The following is an 11952-nucleotide window of genomic DNA, read 5'->3' on the forward strand; positions in this document are numbered from 1 at the left end:
CGCGTTCATGGTCGGATCACGTCCAGCAGACCTCGTTCCTCGATCGTTGCGAGCACCTCGGGAGCGGTGGTGTGCTCCCCGATGCGGTTGAGCTTGCCGGTGCCGTGGTAGTCGCTGGAGCCCGTGGCGAGCAGGCCGAGCTCCGTCGTCAGGCCGCGCAGCCGGGCGCGCGCCTCGCCGTCGTGGTCCCGGTGGTCGACCTCGAGCCCCGCGAGCCCGGCGGCGGCGAGGTCGGCGATCGTCGCGTCGCTCACCGTGCGGCCGCGCGCGCCCGCCGCGGGGTGGGCCATCACGGGCACGCCTCCGGCGCCGAGCACCGCCCGCACGGCGTCCGTCGTGTCGGGGGCGTAGTGCGGCACGTAGTAGCGCGCCCCCGGGTGCAGGACGGTCGCGAACGCCTCGTCGCGCGACCCGACGACACCCGCGGCGACCAGCGCGTCCGCGAGGTGCGGGCGCCCCACCGTGGCGCCGTCGCCCGTCTGCGCGACGACGTCGTCCCAGGTCACCGGGAAGTCCTCGGCCAGCAGGTCCGTCATCCGGCGGGCGCGGGTGAGCCGGTCGGTGCGCGTGCGGTCCCACTCGGCTCGCAGCACGGCGTCGTCCGGGTCGTGCAGGTACGACAGCAGGTGCACGCTGACGCCCCCCGCCTCCGTCCGCACGCGCGTGGAGATCTCGGTGCCCCGCACCAGCGCCACGCCCGTCGCGGCCACGGCCTGGGCGGCCTCGGCCCACCCGGCGGTCGTGTCGTGGTCGGTCAGCGCGACGACGTCCAGCCCCGCCGCGGCCGCCGCCTCGAGCACCCCCCGCGGGGAGTCCGTGCCGTCAGAGGCCCGCGAGTGCGTGTGGAGGTCGATCCGGGGCGGCGTCACGATCACCGAGTCTAAGGAGCCGGACGGGCCCGCACCCGCGATCCGTGACCTCCCGCGGTGCGACGTCGGCCACTCCCGTGCCGCCCCGACGCGTGAAGGAGGCGACACAACCTCTCCACCCCGCCCGCCGCAGCCGCACCCCGCTCGCCCGAACGGGCACGGCACGATCGTCGTCGATGGATCTCCTCAGCGCCGACGTCGCCACCCCGCCCGCACTGCCCGCACTGCCCGCATCGGCCGACCTGTCCGCTCCTCCGGCCCGGACCCCCGGCACCGCCGGGATCATCTTCGTGCACGGCATGCGCACGTCGTCCGCGATCTGGGAGCGCCAGGTGGAGCACGTGCGCGACGCCGGGCACGACGCCGTCGCCGTCGACCTGCCCGCCCACGGCACGCGCCACCACGAGCGGTTCTCCATGCCGCGCGCCTTCGAGGTCCTGGACGAGGCCGCCGCGTCGTTCGGCGCGGGCACGCCGGTCGTCGTCGTCGGGCTCTCGCTCGGCGGGTATACCTCGCTCGCGTGGGCCGCGCACCAGGCGACCAGCGCCGCCACCCCGTCGCTGGCCGGCGTCGTCGCCGCGGGCTGCACCTCGGACCCGAAGGGCAAGCCCGTCGCCCTCTTCCGCGACGTCGCGCACCTGGCCGTCACCGGCACCACGGCCGTGCGCCGCGGCCTGCGCGACGCCTCGCTGGCCTGGCGCGCCGCGATCACGGGAGGCGCGTCGCGCGCCGGCGGCATGGAGATCGCCGCCCTGCTGGGCGACGCCGGCGGCGTGCCGCGCCCCGGCTGGGACATCGTCACCGACGCCCTCACCCACCTCGCCGGCCGCTCCTCCGTGGCCAGCACCCGCGCCCTGCGCGTGCCCGTGTGGTTCGTCAACGGCGCCCGCGACCGGATGCGGCTCGAGGAGTCGCGGCACGTCGCCGCCGCCGACCGCGGCGCCCTCGTCGTCGTGCCTGACGCCGGACACGACGTGAACTCCGATGCCCCCGAGGCCTTCAACCGCGTCCTCACCCGCGCCCTGCACGACTTCGCGCGCGCCTGACCGGTGGGACACTAGGACCATGACCGACACCACCCCCGTCGACGAGTCCGCGCCCAGCACCGAGGACCGCGGCAGCAACCGTTCCCAGCGCCCCGTCTCGGAGGCGTTCAAGTCGTTCATCACCTCGCAGTGGGGCGAGCGCGCCGACCTCGGCGTCGAGCCCGGCGAGGCCGTGCCCTACACGGCGGAGCGCCGCGCGAAGCTGTCCGCGCGCTTCCCCGGCGCGCGGCTCGTCGTCCCCGCCGGCCCGCTCAAGGTGCGCTCCAACGACACCGACTACCGGTTCCGGCCGCACTCCGCGTTCGCGCACCTCACCGGCCTCGGCACCGACCAGGAGCCCGACGCCGTGCTCGTGCTGCACCCGGTGGCCGACGGCGAGGGCGACCCCGACGGCAGCGGCAACGGCACGCACCACCACGCCGTGCTGTACGTGCGCCCGCTCGCCGCGCGCGACACCGAGGAGTTCTACGCCGACTCCCGCTACGGCGAGTTCTGGGTGGGCGCCCGGCCGTCGCTGGACGACGTCACGACGCTCACCGGCGTCGAGGCCCGCCACGTCGACGAGCTGCGCGACGCGCTCGCCAAGGACGTCGGGGCCGACGGCGTGCGCGTGCTCGTCGTGACCGGCGCGGACGAGAACGTCGAGGCGCTCGTCGAGGCCATCCGCGAGGAGGCCGGCGTCCAGGCCGGGTCCGAGGACGAGCAGCTGGTCGAGGCCACCTCCGAGCTGCGCCTCGTCAAGGACGCCCTGGAGATCGAGCACCTGCGCGAGGCCGTGGCCCGCACCATCGAGGGCTTCGAGCAGGTCGTGCCGGCGCTGCCGAAGGCCGTGGCGCACCGCCGCGGCGAGCGCGTCATCGAGACGACGTTCGACGCGCACGCCCGCCTCGAGGGCAACACCGTCGGCTACGAGACCATCGCTGCGGCCGGCGAGCACGCCACGACGCTGCACTGGATCACCAACGACGGCGTCGTCCGGTCCGGCGAGCTCGTGCTGCTGGACGCCGGCGTCGAGGTCGACTCCCTCTACACCGCCGACGTCACGCGCACCCTGCCCGTGGACGGCGAGTTCACCGACGTGCAGCGCCGCATCTACACCGCGGTGCTCGACGCCGCCGACGCCGCGTTCGCCGTCGCGAAGCCGGGGACGAAGTTCCGCGACATCCACGCCGCCGCGATGGAGGTCATCGCCGCCCGCCTGGAGGAGTGGGGCCTGCTGCCCGAGGGCGTCACCGCCGAGGTCTCCCTCTCCCCCGAGGGTCAGCAGCACCGCCGTTGGATGGTGCACGGCACCAGCCACCACCTCGGCCTGGACGTGCACGACTGCGCCCAGGCGCGTCGGGAGCTCTACCTGGACGGCGTGCTGGAGCCCGGCATGGTGTTCACCATCGAGCCGGGCCTGTACTTCAAGGCCGACGACCTCGCCGTGCCCGAGGAGTACCGCGGCATCGGCGTGCGCATCGAGGACGACGTCCTCGTCACCGCCGACGGCAACGAGAACCTCTCCGCCGCCCTCCCCCGCCGCCCCGAGGACGTCGAGGCCTGGATGGCGCGCCTGCGCGGCTGATCCTCGATCTGTTCGGCAGCGGGTGGATCTCCTCGGCAGGTGTGACCGCCGAAGAGATCCAGCCGCTGCCGAACAGATGACCTCCGTCCACAGGGCGCCGCCGGAGGGCGGGTCGATGCGGCACGCTCGTCGGCATGTTCGACGACGAAGCGGTGATCCTGGCGGGCGAGCTGCAGCGGCACGTCCTGGACCAGGCGCGCCGGGACGGTGAGCTCGAGCGGCTCCGTCGAGGCGCCTACCGGCCGACGGAGCCGCCCTGGGACGAGCACCGGTTCCACGCCGCACGACGGCGGGCCCGCGCGCTCGCCGCGGCCGCGCACCGGCAGCTGGAGGCGGACCACGTCTTCAGCCACGAGACGGCCGCCGTGCTCCACGGCCTCCGGCTGTGGCGCGTCCCCACCGTGACGCACGTCGTCCAGGCGTACCGGCGCTCCGGGGCCGCCGCCGCCGACCTCAGGCGGCACCTCCTCGCCCTGCCCGGCGAGCACCGCGCCGACCGGGACGGCCTGCCCGTCACGACCCTCGCGCGCACGGTGGCGGACTGCGCGCGGTCGATGCACCCTCTCGAGGGGCTGGTGATCGCCGACGACGCGCTGGCCCAGGGCGTCGACCTGCAGGAGTGCCGCGACGTCCTCGCGTCGACGCGACGGCGCAACGGCGCGCGCCGTGCCGCGTGGGTCCTGGACCATGCGGACGCCGGCGCCGACTCCGCCTGGGAGACCTGGCTCCGGTACGTGGCGCTCAGGTCCGGGCTGCCCCGGCCGATCACGCAGGCGCCGGTCGTCACCGCGCGTGGCGTGTTCCACTGCGACCTGGGGTGGCCGGACTGGTCGGTGTACGCCGAGTTCGACGGGCTGTCGAAGTACCGCGACGGCGGCGTGCGACCCGGCCACGACGCCGCACAGGAGCTGCTGCGGGAGAAGGAGCGTTTCGACGCCATCCGCGCCACGGGCGTCAACCCCGTGCGGGTGACCGCGGTCGGGAACGCCCGGCTCGGGGAGGTCGCGCGAGCCCTGGCCGCGCGGTTCCCGGAGGAGCTCCGTCGGACGCTCCGGCGGCACCCGCTGCTGCCGCCACCGCCGTGAGCTCCGATCTTTTCGGCAGCCCCTTGATCTGATCGGCAGACCCACCTGCCGATCAGATCAGGGGGCTGCCGAACAGATCCGCGCGGGGCAGGTCAAGGCTGCGCGGGTCAGGGCTGGGGCGGGCGGTACGGGTCGTCGTGCTCCGACGGCTTCTGCTCCGCGCCGTCCGGCTGCTCCGTCGCCTGCGGCTCCGCCGCCTGGGTGGGCGGGGCCGGCTGTTCCGGGGACTGCGGAGCCTGCGCCGGCTGATCCGGGCGCATGGCGCCGTATCGCGGGGCGCCGCTGGGGGTGGTCCAGCGCGGGTCGGGGGTGCGCGGGGCGGCGGGGGCGGCCGGCGGGGTCGCCGTCGGCGAGGCGGGGACGGTCACGGCCGGGGCCGCCACGGTCGAGCCGCGACGCGCCTTGCCCAGCCCGCCCGGGGACTGCAGCAGCATGGCGCGGGCGTCGCCGGCGTGCTCCGTGGCGCAGAGGATGGCGTAGGTGGACGCGACGATCTGCGACGACGACGTGAAGTCACGCCGTCCACCCGTCAGCGCGTACGACAGCACCGAGAACAGCAGGCCGAACCCGGCGCCGAGGCCGATGGCGACGAACAGCACGCCACCCGCGCTCGGACCGCCGAAGAGGCTCAGGAGCAGGCCGACGAAGAAGCCGAACCAGGCGCCGGAGAGCGCGCCCGCGAGCGCGACCCGGCCGTAGGTGAGCCGCCCGGTGACCCGCTCGACCATCCGCAGGTCGGTGCCGACGATGGTGACGTGCTCGACGGCGAACTTGTGGTCCGACAGGTAGTCGACGGCCTGCTGGGCCTCGAGGTACGTGTCGTACGCGGCGACCTCGTCACCGGCCGGCGGGGTCGGGACGCGGGGCACGGCGTTCGGGCGGCTGAAGCTCATTCGCCCAGTCTGGCCCAGTCGGGGCCCCGGCACCACACCGCGTGCCCCCTACCAGGACCGACGGGGCGGCCCCGCGTAGGCTGACCGACGTGAGCGCGGCAACGAGGGTCTTCGTGGCACGGCTCGCCGGCACCCAGGTCTTCGACCCGATCGGGGACGAGGTGGGGCGGGTGCGCGACGCCGTCGTGCTGATCCGCGCGAAGGGCGCGCCCCGCGCCGTCGGGCTGGTCGTCGAGGTCCCGGGCCGGCGACGCGTCTTCCTCCCGCTGACCCGCGTGACGGCGATCGACGCGGGCCAGGTGATCTCCACCGGCCTGCTCAACATGCGCCGGTTCGAGCAGCGGGCGATGGAGTCGCTGGTGCTGGGCGAGCTGCTGGACCGCACGGTGCGGTTCACGGACGGCTCGGGCGAGGCGACGGTCGAGGACCTGTCGATCACGCGGCAACGCACCGGCGACTGGCTGGTGGACCAGCTCTTCGTGCGCCGCAAGCAGCCCTCTCGCGGGCTGTCGCTGCGCCGCCGCGGGGAGACGCTCGTCGTGCCGGCCGACGCCGTCACCGGGCTGGCCGGGTCCACCGAGGAGCAGGGCGCCACCAAGCTGCTGGAGGCGTACGAGGACCTGCGCCCCGCGGACCTGGCGGACGTGCTGCACGAGCTCGGCGACACGCGCCGCCTGGAGGTGGCGAGCGCGCTGGACGACGAGCGGCTGGCCGACGTCCTGGAGGAGCTGCCGGAGGACGACCAGGTCTCGATCGTGTCCCGCCTGGACTCGGGGCGCGCGGCCGACGTGCTCGAGGCGATGCAGCCCGACGACGCGGCCGACCTGCTGAACGAGCTGCCCGACGAGCAGGCCACCCGCCTCCTGGAGCTGATGGAGCCGGAGGAGGCGAAGGACGTGCGCCGGCTGCTGTCCTACGACGAGGACACGGCGGGCGGCCTCATGACCACGGAGCCGGTGATCCTCGGCCCGGAGACGTCGATCGCGACGGCCCTCGCGCAGATCCGCAAGCAAGACCTGCCGCCGGCGCTGGCGTCGATGGTGTTCGTGGTCCGGCCGCCGCTGGAGACGCCCACGGGCCGGTTCCTCGGCGTCGCGCACTTCCAGCGGCTGCTGCGCGAGCCCCCGCACGCGTCGGTGGGCTCGGTGCTGGACACGGACACGGAGTGGCTGACGCCGGACGCCCCGGTGGGCCGGGTGACGCGCCTGCTGGCGGCCTACGACCTGCTCGCGCTGCCCGTGCTCGACGCCGAGAAGCGGCTGCTGGGCGCGGTGTCCGTGGACGACGTGCTGGACCACATCCTCCCGGACGACTGGCGCGAGCACATCGACGAGAACCTGGAGGAGGTGCCGCGTGGCTGACCGCCTCGACCAGCCGAAGGAGGCGCGGCGCACCCTCATCCCGCGCCCGCAGATGGACCAGGACGCGGTGGGCCGCGCCACGGAGGGCATCGCCCGCTTCCTCGGCACGCCGCGGTTCCTCATCTACCTCACCGTGTTCTGCGCGGTGTGGCTGGCGTGGAACTCGTGGGGGCCGGAGGGGCTGCGGTTCGACAGCGCCTCGAACGGGTTCACGGCGCTGACCCTCATGCTCTCGCTGCAGGCGAGCTACGCGGCACCCCTGATCCTGCTGGCGCAGAACCGGCAGGACGACCGCGACCGCGTCACCGCGGAGCAGGACCGGCAGCGCTCCGAGCGCAACCTCGCGGACACGGAGTACCTGGCCCGCGAGATGGCGGCGCTGCGGATCGCGCTGGGCGAGGTCGCGACGCGCGACTTCGTCCGGTCGGAGATCCGGAACCTGCTCGAGGAGCTTGACGAGAAGGAGTCGGAGCGCACGCGGGACGCCTCGTCGTCCTGACCCGCTAGTCTCCCGGTGCACGGGTCGGGCGTGCGGTGGATCGGACGGACCCCAGGGGGGCGCGTGGCGCGGCAGGTGGTGCTGGTGAACGGGCTGCCCGGCGCGGGCAAGACGACGCTCGCCGCCCCGCTCGCGGCCCGGCTCGGCGCTCCCCTCCTGGCCAAGGACGCCGTCAAGGAGGCCCTGGCGGACGCCGTCGGCCCGGAGGCCCGCGGCCTGGTCGGCGCCGCGGCGATGGAGGCGGCGTGGCGGCTGGCCTCCGCGCCCCTGCCGCGGGTCGTCGTCGAGTCGTGGTGGTTCCGCCCCCGGGACCTGGACCACGCGCTGCGCGGCCTGGCCACGGCGGGCGCGGACGCCGTCGTCGAGGTCTGGTGCGACGTGCCGGCCGACGTCGCGCGCGCACGGTTCGACGCCCGCGCCCCCTCCCGGCACCCCGTGCACGCGGACGGCCGCGACCTGACCGCCGACTGGGCGCGGTGGGCCGAGCACGGCGCTCCCCTCGCCCTCGGCCCCGTGCTGCGCGTGGACACGCGCGGCCCGGTGGACGTCGCCGCGCTCGCGCAGCGCGTCACCGCCGCCCTCGGTCGTGACCCACGACGCACCGGCGCCGCCGCCCGCCGCGCCTAGGATCGAGGCATGACCACCGGCTCCCCCGACGGCCCCCGACCGCTGAGCGACCGCGTCCGCACCGCCCTCACGTCGGTGGTCGACCCGGAGATCCGCCGCCCCATCACCGACCTCGGCATGGTCCGCTCGGTCGACGTGGCCGGCGGCGGCCACGTGACGGTGGGCGTCGACCTCACGGTGGCGGGCTGCCCCATGAAGAGCACGCTGGTGCGCGACGTCACCGCCGCGGTCGAGGCGCTCGACGACGTGACGGGCGTGGACGTGCAGCTCGGCGTCATGACCCCGGAGCAGCGGCAGTCCCTGCGCTCCATGCTGCGCGGCGGCGCGGGCGACCCGGTGATCCCGTTCGCCCAGCCCGGCTCGCTGACCAAGGTGTACGCGATCGCGTCCGGCAAGGGCGGCGTGGGCAAGTCGAGCGTGACGGCCAACCTCGCGGCGGCGATGGCGGCCGACGGGCTCAGCGTGGGCGTCGTCGACGCCGACATCTACGGCTTCTCCATCCCCCGCATGCTCGGCGTGGACCGCCAGCCCACCCGCGTGGACTCCATGCTGCTGCCGCCCATCGAGCACGGCGTGAAGGTCGTGTCGATCGGGATGTTCGTGCCCGCGGGGCAGCCGGTCGTGTGGCGCGGGCCGATGCTGCACCGCGCGCTGGAGCAGTTCCTCGCGGACGTGTTCTGGGGCGACCTCGACGTGCTGCTGCTCGACCTGCCCCCCGGCACCGGCGACATCGCCATCTCCGTGGCGCAGCTGCTGCCCGGCAGCGAGATCGTCGTCGTGACGACGCCGCAGGCCGCAGCGGCGGAGGTCGCGGAGCGCGCCGGGTCGATCGCCACGCAGACGTCGCAGGGCGTGGTGGGCGTCGTGGAGAACATGTCGTGGTTGGAGCAGCCGGACGGGACGCGCCTCGAGGTGTTCGGCTCGGGCGGTGGGCAGCGGGTCGCGGACCGGCTGGGCGCGACGCTCGGCACGACCGTGCCGCTGCTCGGCCAGGTGCCGCTGGACGTCGCGGTCCGCGCCGCGGGCGACGACGGCACCCCCGTGGTGCTCAGCGACCCCGACTCCGCCGGCGCGCGCGTGCTGCGCGACGTGGCCCAGGCGCTGGCCGGGCGGTCCCGCGGGCTCGCCGGCATGCGGCTGAACCTCAGCCCCGTCACGGGCTGACGCGCGATACCCTCCCCCGGGCGCCTCGCCGGCGCCCGCCCCCGTCTGTGTCTGTACCGCCTGCGAAGGAGCTGTCCTGCGATGAGCGCGCCCGAGTGGCTCGAGTCCTGGTCCGACGACGAGGGAGCGAAGCGAGTGCGCGACCTGTTCGCGCGCGTCTTCGCGGACGACGGCGGCGAGCCCGACGGCGTCTGGTCGGCCCCCGGCCGCGTCAACCTCATCGGCGAGCACACCGACTACAACGGCGGCCTGGCCCTGCCGACGGCGCTGCCGCACCGCACCTACGTGGCGCTGCGGCACCGGGACGACGACGTCGTCCGCCTCGGCTCCGCGCAGGCGCCGGGCGAGGTCTGGTCGACGCGGCTGGCCGACGTCGCCCCGGGCGCCGTGACCGGCTGGGGCGCGTACCTCGCCGGGGTCGCGTGGGCGCTCGGCGAGGCGGGCCACCCCGTCCGCGGCTTCGATGCCGTCGTGGACTCGTGCGTGCCCTTCGGCGCGGGGCTCTCCTCGTCCGCCGCCCTCGAGTGCGCGGTCGCCGTCGCGCTCGACGAGACCGGCGGGCTGGGCCTCGCGGGCGACGACGCCGGCCGGGCGACGCTCGTGGAGGCGTGCGTGCGCGCGGAGAACGAGATCGCGGGCGCCCCGACGGGCGGCATGGACCAGGCGGCCTCGCTGCGCTGCACGGCCGGGCACGCCCTGCTCGTCGACTCCCGCCCCGGGCTGTCGGCGCTGGAGTCGGGGACGCCGGTGCCCTTCGACCTGGCGTCCGCGGGCCTCACGCTGCTCGTCGTCGACACGCGGGCCGAGCACGCCCTCGTCGACGGCCAGTACGCCGAGCGGCGCGCCACCTGCGAGCGCGCGGCCGGGCTGCTCGGCGTCGCGACCCTGCGCGACGTGGACCCGGGACGGCTCGACGAGACGCTCGCCGCCCTCGAGCCGCACGACCCCGACGGCGTGCTGCGCCGGCGCGTGCAGCACGTGGTCACGGAGATCGAGCGCACGGCGCTCTTCCGCGACCTCGTCACCGACGGCCGCGTCGCCGAGGTCGGGCCGCTGATGGTCGCCTCCCACACCTCGCTGCGGGACGACTACGAGGTCTCCGCCCGCGAGCTGGACCTCGTCGTGGACGCCGCGCTCGGCGCCGGCGCGCTGGGTGCCCGCATGACCGGCGGAGGCTTCGGGGGCTCCGCGATCGCGCTCGTGCGCGCGGGCGACGTCGACACGGTCGTCGCGGCGGTCCAGCGCGCGTTCGACGACGCCGGGCTGCGCACACCCGGCTTCCTGCTCGCGCCGCCGTCGGCCCCCGCGGGCCGCACCGCCTGACGACCCGCTCCTCCTCGCTCAGCGGTGTCCCCTGGTCTCGGCCCGGGATGCCGGTGACGCGGGCACCTGCCTACGGTGCCCGGACGGGACACCCCGGCACGACGGCGCCGGAGCCTCCGGGCGGACCGCCGCCGTCGGAGACGTTCGAGGAGGAGCGATGGCAGCACGCACCACGATGCGCCGCGTCGGCGCGGCGGCACTCACGGCACTGGTCGCCGCCGGGACCGCGCTCGGCGCGACCGCCGGCGGCGGGGACCAGGGCGAGGACGGCGACCGCGGGCAGGTCGGCCGGCACGGTGGACACGGCGGCGGGCACGGGAAGGACCGGGCGCGGAACGTCATCGTGCTCCAGGGCGACGGCATGGGGCTGGCCGCCCGCGAGCTGATCCGCGTCGCGACGGTGGGCAAGGACGGCCACCTCGTCATGGACTCGCTCGACGAGGCGGGCTGGACCGCCACCGACTCCGCCGACCTCGAGGACGCGGTGACCGACTCCGCCGCGGGCGCGACGGCGTTCGCCACGGGGGTCCGCACGTTCAACGGCGGCGTCGGCGTCGACGCGGACGGCAACCGGGTGCCCACCCTGCTCGAGGACGCGCGCCGGGCCGGCAAGGCCACCGGCCTCGTCTCCACGGCGCAGATCACCGACGCGAGCCCGGCGGCGTTCGGCGCGCACGTGACCGACCGGTACGACCAGAGCGAGATCGCGCGGCAGTACCTGGAGGAGTCGAAGCCCGACGTCCTGCTGGGCGGCGGCGAGGACTTCTGGTACCCGGAGGGCGACCCCGGCGCGTGGCCGGACAACCCCGCCGAGGACCCCGAGGAGCAGAGCAAGGGCACGAAGGGCAACCTGGTCGAGCGCGCCCAGGAGCTCGGGTACACGTACGTGAGCGACGCCGAGGGCCTCGCCGACGCGAACGGGCGCCGCCTGCTCGGCCTGTTCGCGAACGAGGAGATGTTCCAGCAGGCGAACGAGGGCGAGGGCGACGTCTACTCCCCCGAGGTGCCGCTGGTCGACATGGCCGCCAAGGCGCTCGACGTGCTCCAGCGCGACCGCGACGGGTTCTTCCTGTTCCTCGAGGAGGAGGCGATCGACGAGTTCGCCCACCAGAGCAACGCCACGCGCACCATCCAGGCGGGCCGGTCGCTCGACGAGACCGTCGCCCTCGCCCTGGACTTCCAGGAGAAGCACAGGGACACGCTGATCCTCGTGGTCGGCGACCACGCCACGGGCGGCCTCGCGATCGAGAACGTCGACCCCGACGACGAGTCCGGCGCGGGCCAGACCGGCGAGGACGGGCCGTTCCCCGTCCCGGGCACCGACCTGGAGTTCTCCGTCGACTGGACCACCGGCGGGCACACCGGGGAGGCCACGCCGATCACCGCCCAGGGGCCCGGCGCCGAGGGGCTCTCCGGGCCGCAGCTCAACACCGACGTGCACGACGCCGTGCAGCGGGCGATGTTCCCCCGCGGCCACCGCTGACCCGTTGTGGGTGGGCTTTTGGCCCTGTTTCGGAC

Annotated in this window: 11 protein-coding genes; 9 read left to right on the forward strand and 2 right to left on the reverse strand. The window is 75.4% G+C overall.

The annotated features are described in order from the left end of the window. Positions 1-5: 5 nt before the first annotated feature. Positions 6-869: a PHP domain-containing protein gene (locus ACFWDO_RS13900; protein ID WP_380322614.1), complete on the reverse strand. Its 864-nt coding sequence runs from the start codon at positions 867-869 to the stop codon at positions 6-8. 176 nt (positions 870-1045) lie between these two features. On the opposite strand from ACFWDO_RS13900, the gene ACFWDO_RS13905 reads away from it, so the two are divergent. The 3 genes from ACFWDO_RS13905 (at position 1046) to ACFWDO_RS13915 (ending at position 4567) form a co-directional block, all read left to right on the forward strand. Then, on the forward strand, positions 1046-1915 hold the full coding sequence (locus ACFWDO_RS13905) for an alpha/beta fold hydrolase (RefSeq protein ID WP_380322617.1): 870 nt from the start codon (positions 1046-1048) through the stop codon (positions 1913-1915). A 19-nt stretch (positions 1916-1934) separates the two neighbouring features. Then, positions 1935-3482, forward strand: coding sequence for an aminopeptidase P family protein (locus ACFWDO_RS13910; RefSeq protein ID WP_380322620.1), 1548 nt, complete (start codon positions 1935-1937; stop codon positions 3480-3482). Between the two features lie 134 nt (positions 3483-3616). Further along, complete coding sequence (locus ACFWDO_RS13915) at positions 3617-4567, forward strand: hypothetical protein (RefSeq protein WP_380322623.1); 951 nt, start codon at positions 3617-3619, stop codon at positions 4565-4567. Between the two features lie 107 nt (positions 4568-4674). On the opposite strand, the gene ACFWDO_RS13920 is transcribed toward ACFWDO_RS13915, so the two are convergent. Further along, on the reverse strand, positions 4675-5460 hold the full coding sequence (locus ACFWDO_RS13920; protein ID WP_380322626.1) for a general stress protein: 786 nt from the start codon (positions 5458-5460) through the stop codon (positions 4675-4677). Positions 5461-5549: 89 nt separating this feature from the next. Here ACFWDO_RS13920 and ACFWDO_RS13925 point away from each other — a divergent pair, with 89 nt between their 5' ends. The 6 genes from ACFWDO_RS13925 (at position 5550) to ACFWDO_RS13950 (ending at position 11917) form a co-directional block, all read left to right on the forward strand. Further along, a complete protein-coding gene (locus tag ACFWDO_RS13925; RefSeq protein ID WP_380322629.1) occupies positions 5550-6821 on the forward strand; it encodes a magnesium transporter MgtE N-terminal domain-containing protein in 1272 nt (423 codons plus the stop codon). Next, positions 6814-7320: a DUF1003 domain-containing protein gene (locus tag ACFWDO_RS13930; protein ID WP_380322632.1), complete on the forward strand. Its 507-nt coding sequence runs from the start codon at positions 6814-6816 to the stop codon at positions 7318-7320. Before ACFWDO_RS13925 ends, ACFWDO_RS13930 begins: the two co-directional genes overlap by 8 nt. 63 nt (positions 7321-7383) lie before the next feature. Continuing rightward, complete coding sequence (locus ACFWDO_RS13935; protein WP_380322635.1) at positions 7384-7947, forward strand: AAA family ATPase; 564 nt, start codon at positions 7384-7386, stop codon at positions 7945-7947. Positions 7948-7956: 9 nt separating this feature from the next. Beyond that, complete coding sequence (locus ACFWDO_RS13940; RefSeq protein ID WP_380322637.1) at positions 7957-9111, forward strand: P-loop NTPase; 1155 nt, start codon at positions 7957-7959, stop codon at positions 9109-9111. 81 nt (positions 9112-9192) lie between these two features. Next, entirely contained in the window at positions 9193-10434 is a 1242-nt protein-coding gene (galK, locus tag ACFWDO_RS13945) for a galactokinase (protein WP_380322640.1), read from the forward strand. 157 nt (positions 10435-10591) lie between these two features. Next, positions 10592-11917, forward strand: a complete 1326-nt coding sequence (locus tag ACFWDO_RS13950) for an alkaline phosphatase (RefSeq protein WP_380322643.1) — start codon at positions 10592-10594, stop codon at positions 11915-11917. The last annotated feature ends 35 nt before the right edge of the window (positions 11918-11952 follow it).

Source organism: Isoptericola sp. NPDC060185, from assembly GCF_042728595.1.
In the GTDB taxonomy this organism is placed as follows: Bacteria; Actinomycetota; Actinomycetes; order Actinomycetales; family Cellulomonadaceae; genus Isoptericola.

Coding starts and splice junctions, on each gene's coding strand:
- ACFWDO_RS13905 (WP_380322617.1), top strand. CDS start 1,046: ATGGATCTCCTCAGCGCCGACGTCGCCACCCCGCCCGCACTGCCCGCA.
- ACFWDO_RS13910 (WP_380322620.1), top strand. CDS start 1,935: ATGACCGACACCACCCCCGTCGACGAGTCCGCGCCCAGCACCGAGGAC.
- ACFWDO_RS13915 (WP_380322623.1), top strand. CDS start 3,617: ATGTTCGACGACGAAGCGGTGATCCTGGCGGGCGAGCTGCAGCGGCAC.
- ACFWDO_RS13920 (WP_380322626.1), bottom strand. CDS start 5,460: ATGAGCTTCAGCCGCCCGAACGCCGTGCCCCGCGTCCCGACCCCGCCG.
- ACFWDO_RS13940 (WP_380322637.1), top strand. CDS start 7,957: ATGACCACCGGCTCCCCCGACGGCCCCCGACCGCTGAGCGACCGCGTC.
- galK (WP_380322640.1), top strand. CDS start 9,193: ATGAGCGCGCCCGAGTGGCTCGAGTCCTGGTCCGACGACGAGGGAGCG.
- ACFWDO_RS13950 (WP_380322643.1), top strand. CDS start 10,592: ATGGCAGCACGCACCACGATGCGCCGCGTCGGCGCGGCGGCACTCACG.